At 64.3% G+C, this 16845-nt stretch carries 19 protein-coding genes; 4 read left to right on the top strand and 15 right to left on the bottom strand.

Going from position 1 to position 16845, the window contains the following annotated elements; genetic code table 11:
- Positions 1-2 precede the first annotated feature (2 nt).
- Positions 3-806 (top strand): ABC transporter permease, encoded by an 804-nt coding sequence (locus K2O51_RS17835; protein WP_011297249.1) that lies wholly within the window; start codon positions 3-5, stop codon positions 804-806.
- A 122-nt stretch (positions 807-928) separates the two neighbouring features.
- On the top strand, positions 929-1954 hold the full coding sequence (locus tag K2O51_RS17830; RefSeq protein ID WP_245001924.1) for a porin family protein: 1026 nt from the start codon (positions 929-931) through the stop codon (positions 1952-1954).
- Between the two features lie 15 nt (positions 1955-1969).
- Here the strand turns inward: K2O51_RS17830 and iscX are convergent, their stop codons facing one another.
- The 15 genes from iscX to uvrB form a co-directional block, all read right to left on the bottom strand.
- Positions 1970-2164 (bottom strand): Fe-S cluster assembly protein IscX, encoded by a 195-nt coding sequence (iscX, locus tag K2O51_RS17825; RefSeq protein ID WP_011297247.1) that lies wholly within the window; start codon positions 2162-2164, stop codon positions 1970-1972.
- Between the two features lie 15 nt (positions 2165-2179).
- Complete coding sequence (gene fdx, locus K2O51_RS17820) at positions 2180-2518, bottom strand: ISC system 2Fe-2S type ferredoxin (protein ID WP_011297246.1); 339 nt, start codon at positions 2516-2518, stop codon at positions 2180-2182.
- A gap of 43 nt (positions 2519-2561) precedes the next feature.
- Positions 2562-4427 (bottom strand): Fe-S protein assembly chaperone HscA, encoded by a 1866-nt coding sequence (gene hscA, locus K2O51_RS17815; protein ID WP_140949038.1) that lies wholly within the window; start codon positions 4425-4427, stop codon positions 2562-2564.
- A gap of 97 nt (positions 4428-4524) precedes the next feature.
- Entirely contained in the window at positions 4525-5043 is a 519-nt protein-coding gene (gene hscB / locus K2O51_RS17810) for a Fe-S protein assembly co-chaperone HscB (protein WP_011297244.1), read from the bottom strand.
- 50 nt (positions 5044-5093) lie between these two features.
- A complete protein-coding gene (locus K2O51_RS17805) occupies positions 5094-5330 on the bottom strand; it encodes a DUF3565 domain-containing protein (protein ID WP_011297243.1) in 237 nt (78 codons plus the stop codon).
- Positions 5331-5352: 22 nt separating this feature from the next.
- On the bottom strand, positions 5353-5673 hold the full coding sequence (gene iscA / locus K2O51_RS17800) for an iron-sulfur cluster assembly protein IscA (RefSeq protein WP_011297242.1): 321 nt from the start codon (positions 5671-5673) through the stop codon (positions 5353-5355).
- Between the two features lie 37 nt (positions 5674-5710).
- On the bottom strand, positions 5711-6112 hold the full coding sequence (gene iscU / locus K2O51_RS17795; protein ID WP_011297241.1) for a Fe-S cluster assembly scaffold IscU: 402 nt from the start codon (positions 6110-6112) through the stop codon (positions 5711-5713).
- A 66-nt stretch (positions 6113-6178) separates the two neighbouring features.
- Positions 6179-7402 (bottom strand): IscS subfamily cysteine desulfurase, encoded by a 1224-nt coding sequence (locus K2O51_RS17790; RefSeq protein ID WP_272956352.1) that lies wholly within the window; start codon positions 7400-7402, stop codon positions 6179-6181.
- A 58-nt stretch (positions 7403-7460) separates the two neighbouring features.
- Complete coding sequence (iscR, locus tag K2O51_RS17785) at positions 7461-8021, bottom strand: Fe-S cluster assembly transcriptional regulator IscR (protein ID WP_011297239.1); 561 nt, start codon at positions 8019-8021, stop codon at positions 7461-7463.
- Positions 8022-8102: 81 nt separating this feature from the next.
- Positions 8103-10220 (bottom strand): site-specific recombinase, encoded by a 2118-nt coding sequence (locus K2O51_RS17780; RefSeq protein WP_220631455.1) that lies wholly within the window; start codon positions 10218-10220, stop codon positions 8103-8105.
- Between the two features lie 48 nt (positions 10221-10268).
- Entirely contained in the window at positions 10269-10751 is a 483-nt protein-coding gene (locus tag K2O51_RS17775) for a low molecular weight protein-tyrosine-phosphatase (RefSeq protein ID WP_220631454.1), read from the bottom strand.
- A gap of 152 nt (positions 10752-10903) precedes the next feature.
- Complete coding sequence (locus K2O51_RS17770; protein WP_011297237.1) at positions 10904-11143, bottom strand: hypothetical protein; 240 nt, start codon at positions 11141-11143, stop codon at positions 10904-10906.
- 55 nt (positions 11144-11198) lie between these two features.
- The gene (locus K2O51_RS17765) at positions 11199-11420 is read right to left on the bottom strand and encodes a hypothetical protein (protein WP_011297236.1); all 222 of its coding nucleotides are present in this window, start codon (positions 11418-11420) and stop codon (positions 11199-11201) included.
- Between the two features lie 17 nt (positions 11421-11437).
- The gene (locus K2O51_RS17760) at positions 11438-11737 is read right to left on the bottom strand and encodes a putative quinol monooxygenase (protein WP_220631453.1); all 300 of its coding nucleotides are present in this window, start codon (positions 11735-11737) and stop codon (positions 11438-11440) included.
- A gap of 69 nt (positions 11738-11806) precedes the next feature.
- A complete protein-coding gene (gene uvrB / locus K2O51_RS17755) occupies positions 11807-13894 on the bottom strand; it encodes an excinuclease ABC subunit UvrB (protein WP_011297234.1) in 2088 nt (695 codons plus the stop codon).
- Positions 13895-14082: 188 nt separating this feature from the next.
- Between uvrB and K2O51_RS17750 the strand changes: the two genes are divergently transcribed.
- Both K2O51_RS17750 and K2O51_RS17745 read left to right on the top strand, forming a co-directional pair.
- On the top strand, positions 14083-15279 hold the full coding sequence (locus tag K2O51_RS17750) for an amino acid aminotransferase (protein ID WP_011297233.1): 1197 nt from the start codon (positions 14083-14085) through the stop codon (positions 15277-15279).
- Positions 15280-15560: 281 nt separating this feature from the next.
- Positions 15561-16802: a polyhydroxyalkanoate depolymerase gene (locus K2O51_RS17745; protein WP_011297232.1), complete on the top strand. Its 1242-nt coding sequence runs from the start codon at positions 15561-15563 to the stop codon at positions 16800-16802.
- Positions 16803-16845 lie beyond the last annotated feature (43 nt).

Here is a 16845-nt window from a genome sequence, read left to right as displayed (position 1 = left end):
GCATGAATTCCCTGGCATTGTTCGCCCGCCTCGTGACGGCCTCGCTAAGCGGCCAGGCACGCTATCCCGGCTCGGCCATGATGCTGACCTTCGGGCAGTTCCTGGTCACGGGCATCGAGATGGTCGCAGTGTGGGCACTGTTTCACCGCTTCGGCGATGTGCAGGGCTGGAAAATCGGCGAAGTCGCGCTGTTCTTCGGCCTCGTGAACTGCATGTTCGCGATTGCCGATGCGCTTGGACGCGGTTTCGACGTGCTCGGTACCACGTTGCTGCGCACTGGCGACTTCGACCGCTTGCTGCTGCGGCCGCGTCCGCTTGCCCTGCAACTGATGGGCTACGACGTGCGCGTCAGCCGGCTCGGACGATTGCTGCAAGGGCTCGCGGTGATAGCGTTTGCGACCGTACAGGCTGGCATCGCGTGGACGCCGGCATCGGTCGCCATGGCCTTGTTCGCTCTCGCCGGTGGCGTCGCATTGTTTCTGGGCATCCTGGTGGTGCAGGGCACGCTGTCGTTCTGGACGATCGAAAGCCTGGAAATTGCCAATGTCCTGACGTACGGCGGTGTGGAGGCCGCGCAATACCCGATGGCGCTGTACGCGCGATGGTTCCGCCATGTCCTTACCTTTGCCGTCCCGCTAGCTTGCGTTGCCTACTACCCGGTGCTCGCCATCCTGGGCAAGGCCGATCCGCTCGGCGCGCCGGCGTGGCTGGGACTGGTGTCGCCGCTGGCGGGCTTTGTTTTCTTGGCGGCGGCCCTCGGTGCATGGCGCGTGGGGGTGCGCCATTACACGTCGACAGGCAGCTAACACCGCGTTCGAAGTTGGGGGGCGCGAATATTCCGTAACAAACACGCACCGCCCGGCCCCGGCTGCCATTGCTGCACTTTGCTATGATTTCTGAGCGTCCCCGGCTCATCGGAATCCTCGAGATGCAATGCGCCAACCGCAGGACCCGAAGGATCTGGCAGCGTGCCGCGCCCCTGGCTGGCGCACTGCTGCTAGCCATGATGCAACATGCGGCACATGGGCAAGAGCTCCTGCTGATGGGCGGGGCCCACACCAACCCGCCGATCCATGGTGACGATGACGGCAGCGCGGTCTATGCCTACAGCTACCAGCAGAACCTCACTGACAACTGGTACGCAACCTACACCTACCTGAACGAAGGACACGTGAGCGGCCACCATCGGGACGGCCACAGCGCCCAGCTATGGTGGCGCTGGCTGACTCCGGGCCGCCAGTTTGCGCTTTCCGTCGGCGCAGGTCCGTACCTGTTTTTCGATACCACCGAAGCACAGGACGATGGCAGCTACCGAAACCACCATGGGGCCGCACTGCAGGCCAGCGCGGCCGCGACCTGGTATGTCAATGGTGGCCCCTGGATGGTGCAGGCGCGCTACAACCGCACGCGGGCCTGGTCAAGCTTCAGCTCGAACACGGCCCTGCTTGGCGTCGGCTACCAGCTCGATCATGGCCGGCGCGACGGGCCTTTCATTGCAGGTACGCGTATCACGGCGCTGACCGGCGATGAGTTGACCGTGTTCCTGGGCGCCAGAATCGTGAACAGCTTCGAATCGGAAACGGGCTTCGCGGCGGCGGTGGAGTACCGGCACGGATTCTGGCGGGGCGTGGAAGGAACCATCAGCTACTTCTCGGAAAGCAGCTCCGATCTGGTTCAGCGCCGCGGCGTAGCGGCGCAGGCGTGGCTGAACGGGGGCTTCTTTGACGACCGGCTGACGCTTGGCGTTGGCGCGGGCCCGTATTACGCGACCACGTTGCATGTCCGCGGACCCGACGCGGAGATTTCGCCCTCACGCTGGTCTGCCCTGCTGACCTTGTCGGCCAGTTACCGGCTTAGCGACCACTGGCTCGGCCGATTGTCGTGGAACCGCGTGATCACCGGCTATGACCGCGATGCCGACCTCTTCCTCGCCGGTGTCGGCTATCGCTTCTGACGATGAGGCAGCGGCTTAGCTCGTTTCCTCGATCCAGGCGGCCTGAATCGCTTCGAGAATCTTTTCGCCCGAACGCTCCGGCAGGTCGCTGAAGCCGTCCAGTTCCAGCACCCACTTGCGCAGGTCCGTGAAGCGGATCGTCACGGGGTCCACGTCGGGAAACTTGTCATACAGCGCCGCGGCGATGTCGTAGGTATCGGTCCACTTCATGGAATTCTCCGGGCCTTAGTGGCCTTCTTTCGCGTGATTGATGGTGTACTTCGGGATCTCGACGGTCAGATCCTCGTCGGCGACGATGGCCTGGCACGACAGGCGCGAATGGGGCTCGAGGCCCCAGGCCTTGTCGAGCAGATCTTCTTCCTTTTCCTCGGCCTCGTTGAGCGAGTCAAAGCCCTCGCGCACGATCACGTGGCAGGTCGTGCAGGCGCACGACTTCTCGCACGCGTGTTCGATGTCGATGTCGTTGGCCAGCAGCGCGTCGCAGACGCTGACGCCGGTCTTGGCTTCGATCACGGCCCCTTCCGGGCAGTATTCGGCGTGGGGCAAAACGATGATCTGTGGCATGTCGTGTCCTGGTATTGATGCTGTGCGATACGGGAGCCGGTGATCAGCCGAGTTCCTGCACCTTGCGCCCGGCCAGCGCGCTCTTGATCGAGCGGTCCATGCGGCGGGCGGCGAATTCGTCGGTGCCGCGCGACAGCGTCTCGACGGCAGCCTTGATGGCGTGATGATCCTCGCCGGTGGCGATCTCGCGCACCGAGGCGATCAGCGCCTCGACCGCGGCACGCTCGTCGGCCGACAGCAGGTCGCCGTCGGTCTCCAGCGCACGCGTGGTGGCTTCGACCAGGCGGTCGGCCTCGACGCGCTCTTCAGCCAGCGCGCGACTCTTCATGTCGTGTTCGGCCTCGCGGAAGCCTTCCTGCAGCATGCGCGCGATGTCGTCATCGGCCAGGCCATACGACGGCTTCACGGTGACCGACGATTCCACGCCCGAGTGCGTCTCGCGCGCAGTGACCGACAGCAGGCCATCCGCGTCGACCTGGTAGGTCACGCGGATGCGCGCCGCGCCAGCGACCATCGGCGGGATGCCACGCAGCTCGAAGCGTGCAAGCGAACGGCAGTCGCTGGCCAGTTCGCGCTCGCCCTGCAGCACGTGGATCGCCATGGCGGTCTGGCCGTCTTTGAACGTGGTGAACTCCTGCGCGCGCGCCACGGGAATCGTGCTGTTGCGCGGGATGATCTTCTCGACCAGGCCGCCCATGGTTTCCACGCCGAGCGACAGCGGAATCACGTCGAGCAGCAGCCAGTCCTCGCCCGGCGCATGGTTGCCGGCCAGCAGGTTGGCCTGCATGGCGGCGCCGAGCGCGACGACGCGGTCCGGGTCGAGATTGGTCAGCGGCGGCTGGCCAAAGAAGTCGCCCACTGCCTTGCGGATGGCCGGCATGCGCGTCGCGCCGCCGACCAGCACCACGCCCTGGACTTCGTCGGGCGTCACGCCCGCGTCGCGCAGCGCCTTGCGCACCGGCGCCAGCGTCTTCTGCACGAGATGCGCGGTGATGCTGTCGAAGATTTCGTCAGTCAGCGTCAGGTGCACAATCTCGCCCGAGTCCAGCACCGCGTCGATCACCGTGCTGTCGCCTTCCGACAGCGCTTCCTTGGCGGCGCGCGCGCGCACCATGAGCAGGCGCATGTCCTGCGCCGACAGCGGCTGCAGGCCTGCCTGCTCGACGATCCAGCACAGCAGGCGCTGGTCGAAATCGTCGCCACCGAGCGCGGAGTCGCCGCCCGTGGACAGGACTTCGAACACGCCCTTGGTCAGCTTCAGGATCGAGATATCGAAGGTGCCGCCGCCGAGGTCATAGACCGCATAGATGCCCTCGGACGCATTGTCGAGGCCATAGGCAATGGCTGCCGCGGTGGGCTCGTTAAGCAGGCGCAGCACTTCCAGCCCGGCCAGGCGTGCGGCGTCCTTGGTGGCCTGGCGCTGGGCCTCGTCGAAATAGGCCGGCACGGTGATGACGGCGCCGACGAGGTCATCGCCGAGCGAATCTTCGGCGCGCTGGCGCAGCGTCGCAAGAATCTCAGCCGAGACTTCCACGGGGCTCTTCACGCCGGCCACGGTCTTGATCTGCACCATGCCTGGCGCATCGACGAAGTCGTAGGGGCTGTGCTCGTTATGGGCCACGTCCTTGAGGCCACGGCCCATGAAGCGCTTGACCGAAACGATGGTGTTCTTCGGATCGCGCACCGCCTCGTCCTGGGCGCGGTAGCCGATATGCGTGGTACGGTCCGGCAGGTAGCGCACCACCGAGGGCAGCAGCGCACGGCCGCGCTCGTCGCCGAGGACTTCGGGAATGCTGTTGCGCACGGCCGCCACCAGCGAGTTGGTGGTGCCAAGGTCGATGCCAACGGCCAGCCGGCGTTGATGGGGCGCCGGCGACATGCCGGGTTCGGAAATCTGGAGCAGTGCCATGATGATTCTTCGCTTTCTCGTGCGCGATGATGTCCGCCGCACAGGCGGCTTTCGCGACGGGCGCCATTGTCACATGGCCCCGCCAAACGTGCCGGGACTACCCTTCCAGCCGGTCGATCGCCTCGCTGGTATCGTGTTCGATCTTCTCGATGAACATCAGCTGCCGCACCGCCGCGCCTGCGGCTTCGTTGTCTCCGGCATCGAGCAGCTTGCCAAGCGCGGTGTGCCGCTCGCGCTTTTCCTGGCGCAGGCCGCGCAGCAAGCCATCAAGGCGATCGACATCACGGGACTCGACGGCGTCCTGCAGATCCTCGCGCCACTCCATCTGCTGCATCAGGAACGCGGGTGACATGGCGGTGTTGTTCTCCGCCTGCACGTCCACGCCGCGCAGTCCCAGCAGGTAGATCGCGCGTTTGAGCGGCTGGCGCAGCGTACGGTAAGCCTCGTTGGCATGCGCGGCCCACTGCATGGCCACGCGCCGCTCAGCCTCGCCCGCCTTGGCAAAGCGGTCCGGGTGTGCCTGCGACTGCACGGTGCGATACGCGGCGTCCAACGCCGCTTCATCGACGCCGAACTGCACCGGCAGGCCGAACAGCGCAAAAAAATCGTCTTTCAAAGCTTCCCCAACAAAAAGGAGCGGCCGCGCCGCCCCCTTGTGCATTCACGTCAACCGCGTCCGGCGCCTTGAGTGAACTGCGCCCATTCGGCCGGCGGTTCATTGCGATCGCATTTGAGGCAGTTCACCACGGCGCCAAGCCGCGCCGCCCTGCCCTGCTCCGTGTTCGTCCACGGCCGCAATTGCCAGGGCGGGTTGTGTCGCATGTGCTGCCCGTGACCGCAATCGAGTTCGGCGACCCAGTCGCCTTCCTCATCCCGATGGAACCCGACGATGCTGCGTTCCATGCGGTGCCTTACCAGCCAGCGCTCAGACCGTGAACGATTCGCCGCAGCCGCACTCGTCCTTGACGTTCGGGTTGTTGAAGCGGAAACCTTCATTCAACCCTTCGCGCGCATAGTCGAGTTCGGTGCCGTCGATATACGGCAGGCTCTTGGCGTCGACGATGACCTTGATGCCATGCGACTCGAACACCTCATCTTCAGGGTGCAGCTCGTCGACGTACTCCAGCTTGTAGGCCAGGCCCGAGCAGCCAGTGGTCTTCACGCCCAGGCGCAGGCCCACGCCCTTGCCACGGCGTTCCAGGTAACGGGCCACGTGCCTGGCGGCCTTCTCGGTCATCGTGATCATCGTTGCGTCTTCCTTCTTCTTTCGGAACCCAAGAAACTCAGGCGGCCTTCTGGTCAGCTGCCGGGTGCTTCTTCTTGTAGTCCTCGACAGCCGCCTTGATGGCGTCCTCAGCGAGGATCGAGCAGTGGATCTTGACCGGCGGCAGCGCCAGTTCTTCGGCGATCTGGGTGTTCTTGATCTCGAGGGCCTGGTCGACGGTCTTGCCCTTGACCCACTCGGTCACGAGCGACGACGACGCGATGGCCGAGCCGCAGCCATAGGTCTTGAACTTGGCGTCTTCGATCACGCCGGCCTCGTTCACCTTGATCTGCAGCTTCATCACGTCGCCGCAAGCCGGGGCGCCGACCATGCCGGTACCCACATCGTCGTCGTTCTTGTCGAACGAACCGACATTGCGGGGGTTTTCATAGTGGTCGAGAACCTTCGTGCTGTATGACATTTTGCTTACCTCTTGCGTATCTTTTACGGGGGTCTTGCTTTTATTCTTGGGGGATCCGGCGAACGCTCAGTGCGCGGCCCACTGGATCGAATTCAGGTCGACGCCGTCCTTGAACATCTCCCACAGCGGCGACAGGTCGCGCAGCTTGCCGATCTTGTTCTTGAGCAGTTCGACGGTGTAGTCGACTTCCTGCTCGGTCGTGAAACGGCCGACCGTGAAACGGATCGAGCTGTGCGCGAGTTCGTCATTGCGGCCCAGTGCGCGCAGCACGTACGACGGCTCCAGCGAGGCCGAGGTGCAGGCCGAGCCCGACGACACGGCCACGTCCTTGATCGCCATGATCAGCGACTCGCCTTCGACGAAGTTGAAGCTGACGTTCAGGTTGTGCGGCACGCGCTGTTCGAGGTCGCCGTTCAGGTAGACCTCTTCCATGCTCTTCAGGCCATTCCACAGGCGGTCGCGCAGCATGCGGATGCGTTCGTTCTCGGTCGCCATTTCTTCGCGGGCGATACGGAACGCTTCGCCCATGCCGACGATCTGGTGCGTGGCCAGCGTGCCCGAGCGCATGCCGCGCTCATGGCCGCCACCGTGCATCTGCGCCTCGATGCGGACGCGCGGCTTGCGGCGCACGTACAGCGCGCCGATACCCTTCGGGCCATAAGTCTTGTGGGCCGAGAACGACATCAGGTCGACCTTCAGCTTGTTGAGGTCGATCACCACCTTGCCGGTCGCCTGCGCGGCGTCGCAATGGAAGATGATGCCCTTCTCGCGGCAGATCTCGCCGATCTGCTCGATGTCCTGGATCACGCCGATCTCGTTGTTCACGAACATGACCGACACCAGGATCGTGTCCGGGCGGATGGCCTGCTTGAGCACATCCATGTCGATCAGGCCGTTTTCCTTCACGTCGAGGTAGGTCACCTCGAAGCCCTGGCGCTCCAGTTCGCGCGTGGTGTCGAGCACGGCCTTGTGCTCGGTCTTCACCGTGATCAGGTGCTTGCCCTTGCCCGAATAGAAGTTCGCGGCGCCCTTGATCGCGAGGTTGTTCGATTCGGTCGCCCCAGACGTCCACACGATTTCACGCGGATCGGCACCGACCAGCGCGGCCACCTGCTCGCGTGCTTCTTCCACCGCACGCTCCGCTTCCCAGCCATATGCGTGACTGCGCGACGCGGGATTGCCGAACTGCTCGCGCAGGTACGGAATCATCTTGTCCGCCACGCGCGGGTCCACCGGCGTGGTGGCCGAGTAATCCATGTAGATGGGGAAATGTGGGGTGCTCATCGTTATGACTGCCTTTTTCAGGGGGACCGCTGATCGCTTGTATCGCTGCTTGCTACCGGGCGCTTCAGGACTGCGCCAGGCTGAAAACCGAATTCACCATCCGGGCACGGACCGGCTTTTCGGCGGCCTTTTCCGCCTTGCCGCGCGCCGCGGGTGCCGCCTGCTGCACGGCAGCGTCTTCGCGCATGTCGTGCAGGACGGCCGGCTGCTTGGCGCGCTGCTGGTCCACCAGGTTCTTGAGGGAGACGGAATCGAGATATTCGACCATTTTCTGGTTCAGCGTCGCCCACAGCTCGTGGGTCATGCAACGCCCGGAGCCGTCATCTCCGTTACAATTGCCCTTTCCACCGCACTGGGTGGCATCAAGCGGCTCGTCCACGGCGATGATGATGTCCGCCACGGTGACGTCTTCCGCCTTGCGCGCGAGGCTGTAGCCACCGCCCGGTCCGCGCACGCTTTCAACGATCTCATGCCGGCGCAGCTTGCCGAACAGCTGTTCCAGGTAGGACAGCGAGATCTTCTGCCGCTGGCTGATGCCCGCGAGCGTGACGGGCCCCTGGTCCTGGCGCATGGCCAGGTCGATCATCGCAGTGACCGCAAAGCGGCCTTTGGTGGTCAGTCTCATGATGCAGGGCTAATACTTGATCGTTTCCGTCAAGTATAAAGGTACCCGACTATTTCAGTCAACTACCCTTACGGCACCGCATCAAACCTGGCGGCCGCCCGCGACTGGCGCCGCGCCTGCCGTCCGGGGCGGCACGATCAGCAGCAACGGGTGTTTCAGGATGCGGCGCCGCACGGCCGCGCTGAGTTCGGCCCGGTCCACGCGCCTCAGGTGGCGTGATCGCAGCGCCATATTGAACGCCAGCGCAAAGCTCACGCCCACGTTGAGCACGCCCATCAGCGCGATGCCAGCCACCGCAAGCCAGAGCGACGGTAACCGCAAGGCGTCGAGCCCCAACACGCCCAGTGCCGTGCCCACCGAGCCGGTCGACAGCGTGACGTGCCGCACTTCCATGTGCGGTCCGAAGAAACTCAGGATCTCGGGCCCCAGCCCCAGCAGGAAGCCGAGCGACACGTTCGCGCTGATACCCGACATATTGCGCTTCCAGAAATCCGCGAGACGCAGCGCGCTGCGCTCGCCCAGCACGTAGCGCAGGCGCCGGTTGTACGCCATGACATCGTGCACCTTGTGCAGCGCGAACCAGTTGTCGGCCCAGCCCGCGATCAGGCTCGACAGCCACAGCAGCACGCCCGTGAACGCCGCGTAGAGCGGCGTCGGCCCCAGGATCGAGAATGATTCGATCGTGGCGATCGCCTTGGCCGGCGTGATTAGGTTCGCACCGAGGATTTTGCTGGCCAGCCACTGGATCGCCAACGCGACGGGAAACACCACGGCCAGGTTGCCGAAGATCGCCGCCGCATTGGAACGGATCATCGAGATGGTGTCGTCGACGAACACTTCGCGCCCCTCCGGACGCCTCGCCCCGTCAAGCCGGTGCGCGAGTGCCGGGCCGGTCATGGCTGGCTGCTTGGTGGCTAGCGTGAAATGCGCGAAGTGGATGGCGAGGAAGCTGCCCGCGTAGTTGAACGAGGCGAGCAGCCCTTCTATGAACTTGTCGAGGTGCAGGCCGTAGATGAAGAACTTCAGGTACACGGTCGCCACGGTGATCAATCCACCGCCGGCCGCGGCACGCATAAGCTCGCCGTATTCCTTGCGATCGCGCGTGATGTAGTGCTCGCCGGTTTCCGCTGAACGCTCCACCACGCGGCGCGCCAGTTGCGCGAACGACACGCCGGCCAGATCGGATACGCTGCGGCGCGCCTGCGTCGAGCGGATCAGTTCCGCGACCAGGTTCGCGTGCATGCCCGGACGATTCGGCTCCACCCATGCGGCCAGCAGCAGTTCAATGCGCGCAAGCTGCACCTTCATCCGTTCGATCTGGAACACGACTTCGACCGAAACGCCGTTCTCTTCGAGGTCCGCGTAGACCTGTTGCGCGGCGGCGTGGCATTCGTCCAGCAGTGCGCGGAAATAGTTGAGGCGGTGGCCGAATGCGTCGTCGCTGTGGGCCAGGTCCGGTTCGCACAGGGCCTTGATGGCGCTGTCGAGGTGATAGAACGGTGTGTCCTCGACGTTGCCGCGCAGCCGCGAACGCACGGACTGGCTCAAGCCGGTGGCGCGCACCTGGCTCACGAGCACGGCAATACTGGTGGACAGCGTGTGTCCGAGTGCATCCCAGTAGCGCATCATGGCCTGCGCTCGCGCCTCCGGCTGCCCGGCGTCGGTCGTGCTGTCGCGCATCACGCGCGCGAGCCGACCCAGCAGATCATCGTCCAGCGCCTCGACCCAGTCCGCGTCGTGCGGCCCGACAAACAGCAGCGCGAACAGTGCCGCCATGTCGCTCAGGTTGGGCGGCGGGGGCAGGAAGCGCGCCTGCAGCCGGTGCACCATCTCGCTGACGAAGCCGGGGTGCGACGCCACGCCGGTATCGCAGAACAGTGCCGTCGGGTCGTTGTCGCGCACGATGCTGCGCACCGTGGCGCCAAAGCGCCCGGCCCAGTCGGGATGCCGCTCCAGCACCTGTATCAGGTAACGCATGCGTACATGCTCGCGATGGCTGCGGGCATCGCCCCCGGCACGCTCGCCGCCGTCGACCTCGACACCGGCCATGCCGTCGCGGCGGACCCAGAAGCCCAGTTCGATCAGCCAGCGGTTGCGGTCCGCCAGCGGCGCCTCGGGATCGGCCGCCGTCAGGATGGCGTCAAGTTGCAGGCTGGCATTGCGCGATTCGCGCCATTTCCGGAACAGGTTTCGAAGCATCAATTCTCACAAAGGGTGGCGGACGGCCTGTGCCGTGCGGCAGGCAGGCTAGCGACGCAGGCGCTCGCGCAGCATCTCGACGATGCCGTCGCAGGCGTCTTCCACGTAATCGAGCACGCGCTCGAAGCCGTCGCCTTCGCCGTAGTAGGGATCGGGCACCTCATCCGCCTCATGGCGGGTGGCGAAGGTCATCAGCAGCCGCAGTTGCTGCGCCGGAGCCTGCGGGCAAAGGGCCGACAGCCGCTCGAGGTTGTCCCGGTCCATCGCGAGCACCAGATCGAAACGCGTAAAATCCGGCACAGCGACCTTGCGCGCGCGCAGCGCCGAGAGGTCATAGCCGCGTTGTTGCGCATAGCGCTGCGTGCGAAGGTCCGGGGCGCGGCCCAGGTGATAGTCGTGCGTGCCGGCCGAATCGAGCTCGACGAGATCGGCGAGCCCCGCGGCGACAAGCTTGGCGCGCAACACGCCCTCAGCCGTGGGCGAGCGGCAGATATTCCCCATGCAGCACATCAGGATGGCGTACTTCTTCATGGCTTCCCGTCCGGTGAGTGGATGAAACGCCGCAGCAGGCATCATCCACCCGGCGCAGAGCGCCAGCCATGGGCCGGACCACACCTGGTGTCGCGCGTGGGTGCCTTGCCGGCGAAGGGGGCGATTTTAACGCCCCTGGCAGTGGCAACCCTCTAGAGCCGTTTGGCCAGCCGCTCTCCGTGCACAAATCCGGCGATTTCCGCCGCTTCGGCAGATTTGTAGTGGTCGGTGATCAGCGATTTCTCGGTCAGCGTCGCGGCCGCGCGGATATTGCAGCCAGCGCGGCAGACCCGGACGGTGTATTCCCACTCGCTCTGCGAGCGGAGCCGCACCTGGACCTGCACTTCGTGGGTTTCATAAACCTTCTTCTTCCATTCGCCGATTTCGGCCATAACCGTCTCCAGGAATGATGGGCGTGCCGGCGTATTGCGCGCTGGTGCGTGGTTGTCAGTTCACCTCACCGGCGTCGATGGCGCGCATGGCAGCCGCTTCCGCCATGGCCACCGCGGCTTCCGGTGTCGGCGCCTTGCCGGCCAACGCCTCGAACGTGGGGCCGGAAGGTTCGCCAAAAGAGTCGCCAATGCGCAACTGTGCGGCAAAGCCGCCGCCCGCTTCCGGGACCGCGCTGGCCACCACCGTGTAGCCGCCGTATTCGAACTGTCGTTCCATGTCGAGCCTCCCGCCGTTCAAGGCAGCTTGGCTGCCAGGACTTCGAGCTTCTGGATCGGCGGCGCGGCGACGAGCAGATCGGGCGCTTTCGTCATCAGCGCAGCCGCCACCTTGCCTGCCAGATGCGCATCGCGCGCGCCTTCATCGGGAAACGCATCGAAGATGCCGAACGTCGAGGGTCCCAGCCGCAGCGCGAACCAGGCCGTGGTGCCGGCCTCCTGCTCGACCAGCGGCAGGCCGTCGCGCAGGAACTGCTCCACTTCCGCTTCCTTGCCGGGCTTGGCCTGAAGCGGCACCCACAGCGCTAACTTGACCATGGCGCATCTCCTGATCTGGCGTGACGCTTTCCACTATAGGCAGCCCGTGCGCGGCGCGCCGCCGCAGCGTTACACCGGCGGCATTGGCGCTTCCTCGCCGCTGGCACCGAACAGTTGGGCCTTGAGCTTGGCGAGCTGGTCGCGCACCTGCGCCGCCTTCTCGAATTCGAGGTTCTTGGCGTGATCCATCATGAGCTTTTCGAGCCGCTTGATCTCCTTCGAGACCTGCTTCTCGCTCATGTCCTCGTAGCGCGCGCGCTCCTGTGCCGCCAGCAGTTCGGCCTTGACCTCGCCCGCATCGTAGACGCCGTCGATGATGTCCTTGATCCGCTTGATCACGCCGCGCGGCGTGATGCCGTTGGCCTCGTTGAACGCCATCTGCTTGGCGCGGCGCCGCTCGGTCTCGTCGATGGCCTTGCGCATCGAATCGGTGATGCGGTCGGCGTACAGGATCGCGGTCCCGTTCACGTTGCGCGCGGCACGGCCGATGGTCTGGATCAGCGAACGCTCGGCGCGCAGGAAGCCTTCCTTGTCCGCGTCGAGGATGGCGACCAGCGACACCTCGGGGATATCCAGCCCTTCGCGCAGCAGGTTGATGCCCACCAGCACGTCGAACGTCCCCAGGCGCAGGTCGCGGATGATTTCCACGCGTTCCACCGTGTCGATATCCGAGTGCAGGTAACGCACCTTGACGCCATTCTCCGACAGGAACTCGGTCAGCTGCTCGGCCATGCGCTTGGTGAGCGTGGTCACCAGCACGCGTTCGCCGGCCTCCACGCGCAGGTTGATCTCGGACAGCAGGTCGTCGACCTGTGTGGTAGCGGGCCGCACGATGATGATCGGGTCGACCAGCCCGGTCGGCCGCACGACCTGCTCCACGACTTGCCCGGCATGCTCCTTCTCGAACTGCGCAGGTGTCGCCGAAACGAACATCACCTGGCGCATCTTGCGTTCGAACTCCTCGAACTTGAGCGGCCGGTTGTCGAGCGCGGACGGCAGCCGGAAGCCGTATTCAACCAGCGTGGTCTTGCGCGCGCGGTCGCCGTTGTACATGCCGTTGAGCTGGCCGATCAGCACGTGCGATTCGTCGAGGAACATCAGCGCGTCCGACGGCAGGTAATCGACCAGCGTCGGCGGCGGCTCGCCGGGCTTCGCGCCCGACAGGTGGCGCGAATAGTTTTCGATGCCCTTGCAGAAGCCGAGCTCGGAGAGCATTTCCAGGTCGAAGCGAGTGCGCTGCTCGAGCCGCTGCACCTCCACGAGCCGGTTTTCCTTGTGGAAGAACTCGAGCCGGTCGCGCAACTCCGCCTTGATGTCCTCGATCGCGCGAAGGACAGTTTCGCGCGGCGTCACGTAGTGGCTCGACGGATAAACGGTGAAGCGCGGAATCTTCTGCCGCACGCGGCCGGTGAGCGGGTCGAAGAACTGCAGCGACTCGACTTCGTCGTCGAACATCTCGAGCCGCACCGCCATTTCCGCGTGTTCGGCCGGGAAAATGTCGATGGTATCGCCGCGCACGCGGAACGTGCCGCGCTGGAAATCGGTCTCGTTGCGCGTGTATTGCATGGCAATCAGTCGAGCGATCACGTCGCGCTGGCTGATCTTGTCGCCCGTACGCAGCGTCAGGATCATCTGGTGGTATTCGTTCGGGTTGCCGATACCGTAGATGGCTGACACCGTGGCCACGATGATCGTATCGCGGCGCTCCAGCAGGCTCTTGGTGGCCGACAAGCGCATCTGCTCGATGTGCTCATTGATCGACGAATCCTTCTCGATAAACAGGTCGCGCTGCGGGACGTAGGCCTCGGGCTGGTAGTAGTCGTAGTAGCTGACGAAGTACTCGACGGCATTGCGCGGGAAGAACTCGCGGAATTCGGAGTAAAGCTGGGCAGCCAGCGTCTTGTTGGGTGCAAAGACGATGGCCGGGCGCCCCATGCGCGCGATCACGTTGGCCATCGTGTAGGTCTTGCCTGAGCCCGTCACGCCGAGAAGCGTCTGGAACGACAAGCCGTCCTCTATCCCTTCCACCAGTTGCCGGATAGCCTCCGGCTGGTCGCCCGCCGGGGGGAACGGCTGGTAGAGCTGGAACGGCGAGCCCGGAAAAGTGACGATTTTGTCTTCGTCCAGGGCCGGCGCGACTTCGGCAAGGTTTGACATAGGCGACTAGGGGAAAAACCTGAGAAAAGGGGGCGAGTGCGGGGGCAGATACGCTAGAATCTTGGGGTTGCACAGCCTAGCTTCAAGTCAGTCAACGCCCGCAAGCAGGTCTGCCGCACGCCCCCCAGCGCAGTCCGAAGCATTCTACGCCTTCCCGTTTTCTTACATTGCCGACCACGAGAGTCCAAATGAGTTTGTTTTCTGCCGTCGAAATGGCCCCGCGCGACCCGATCCTGGGCCTGAATGAAGCTTTCAATGCCGACACCCGCGCCACCAAGGTGAACCTGGGCGTTGGCGTTTACTTCACCGACGAAGGGAAAATTCCGCTGCTGCGCGCCGTGCAGGAAGCGGAAAAGGCGCGCCTGACCACCGCCACGCCGCGCGGCTACCTGCCGATCGAAGGCATTGCCGCCTATGACCAGGCCGTGCAGTCGCTGCTGTTCGGCAAGGAATCGCCGCTGATCACGGAAGGCCGTGTTGTGACGGCTCAGGCACTGGGCGGTACCGGCGCGCTGAAGATCGGCGCCGACTTCCTGAAGCGCCTCTACCCGACTTCGAAGGTCGCGATCAGCGACCCGAGCTGGGAAAACCACCGCGCGCTGTTCGAAGCCGCCGGCTTTGAGGTCGTGAACTACGCCTACTACGACGCCCCGACCCACGGCCTGAACTTCGCCGGCATGGTGGAATCGCTGAAGTCGTATCCGGCCAACACCATCGTCGTGCTGCACGCTTGCTGCCACAACCCGACCGGCGTCGACCTGTCGGCCGACCAGTGGAAGGAAGTGGTCGCGCTGATCAAGGAACGCAACCTGATCCCGTTCCTCGACATGGCCTACCAGGGCTTTGCCGACGGCATCGACCCGGACGGCGCCGCCGTGCGCCTGTTCGCGGATTCGGGCCTGCCGTTCTTCGTGTCGAGCTCGTTCTCGAAGAGCTTCTCGCTGTACGGCGAACGCGTGGGCGCCCTGTCGATCGTCACGACCGGCAAGGAAGAAGCGCAGCGCGTGCTGTCGCAGGTCAAGCGCGTCATTCGCACCAACTACTCGAACCCGCCGACGCACGGCGGCACCGTGGTAGCTACCGTGCTGAACAGCCCGGAACTACGCGCCATGTGGGAAGAGGAACTGGCCGAAATGCGCGACCGCATCAAGCTGATGCGCCACGCGCTGGTCGACAAGCTGGCCGCCAAGGGCGTGAAGACGGACTTTTCGTTCGTGAAGGCGCAGCGCGGCATGTTCTCGTACTCGGGCCTGACCTCGGCGCAAGTCGACCGCCTGCGTAACGAGCATGGCATCTACGCCGTCGGCACCGGCCGCATCTGCGTGGCCGCGCTGAACAGCCGCAATATCGACGCCGTCGTCGACGCTATCGCTGCAGTGCTGTAAAGACCGCATTGTGAAGTGCTGCCGACACGCCGGCAGCACTGGCATGATGCATGCATCATCAAAAGGCAGCTACGTGCTGCCTTTTTCTTTTTGTCATTCCGTTTTGTCATGCGGAATTAAGGCCTTTGGGCTATTGTCTTTTCCCGTTGCCGTCGTACCTTAGGGTATATGCTGCACAGCACGATCGTTCGGTTGCGTGCATAATCGGCACACAGTCGCACGGTGGTGCCCCCATCGAGAAAGACGTTTTCATCGTATTCGTATCACCAGGCCAGACCGCCATGCTCTACCAACTGCATGAGTTCCAGCGTTCGATGCTGCACCCGCTGACCGCGTGGGCACAGGCGACCGCCAAGACTTTCACCAATCCCCTCAGTCCGTTGTCCCTGGTTCCCGGCGCCCCCCGCCTGGCTGCCGGCTACGAACTCCTGTACAGGCTCGGAAAGGAATACGAGAAACCCGCGTTCGACATCAAGTCGGTACGCTCGAACGGCCGCGAAATCCCGATCGTCGAACAGACCATCATGGAAAAGCCGTTCTGCCGCCTGGTCCGCTTCAAGCGCTACGCCGATGATCCGGACACCATCAAGCTGCTCAAGGACGAGCCCGTGGTGCTGGTCGCCGCACCGCTGTCGGGCCACCACGCCACGCTGCTGCGCGACACGGTGCGCACGCTGCTGCAGGACCACAAGGTCTATGTGACCGACTGGGTCGACGCGCGCATGGTGCCGGCCGAACATGGCCCGTTCCACCTGTCGGACTACATTTATTACATTCAGGAGTTCATTCGCCATATCGGCGCGGACAAGCTCCACGTCATTTCGGTGTGCCAGCCCACCGTGCCCGTGCTGGCAGCGATTTCGCTGATGGCCTCAGCCGGCGAGAAGACGCCGCTCACCATGACCATGATGGGTGGACCGATCGACGCTCGCAAGAGCCCGACAGCGGTCAACTCGCTTGCGACCAACAAGTCGTTCGAGTGGTTCGAGAACAACGTGATCTACACCGTGCCGGCCAACTATCCCGGCCACGGGCGCCGTGTCTATCCGGGCTTCCTGCAGCATGCCGGTTTCGTGGCGATGAACCCGGACCGCCACCTGTCGTCGCACTACGACTACTACCTGAGCCTGATCCAGGGCGATGCCGATGACGCGGAAGCTCACGTGCGCTTCTACGACGAGTACAACGCCGTGCTCGACATGGCAGCCGAGTACTATCTCGACACGATTCGCGAGGTCTTCCAGGAGTTCCGCCTGGCCAACGGCACGTGGACCATCGACGGCAATCCGGTGCGCCCGCAGGACATCAAGGGCACTGCGCTGCTGACCGTCGAAGGCGAGCTCGACGACATCTCCGGCGCCGGCCAGACCTCCGCGGCGCACGACTTGTGCGCAGGCATTCCACAGACGCACAAGCACCATCTGTCCGCAGCGAAGTGCGGCCACTACGGGATCTTCTCGGGCCGCCGCTGGCGCGATGAAATCTATCCGCAGCTGCGCGATTTCATCCGCAAGTACCGGTGACCTGACCGTCCGCCATGCAAGAACGCCCGCAACCGCGGGCGTT

The sequence above is a fragment of the Cupriavidus pinatubonensis genome (assembly GCF_019602855.1).
Classification (GTDB): domain Bacteria; phylum Pseudomonadota; class Gammaproteobacteria; order Burkholderiales; family Burkholderiaceae; genus Cupriavidus; species Cupriavidus pinatubonensis.
The sequence above is the reverse complement of the archived record's forward strand: the minus strand, read 5'-3'. Positions and strand labels throughout refer to the sequence as shown.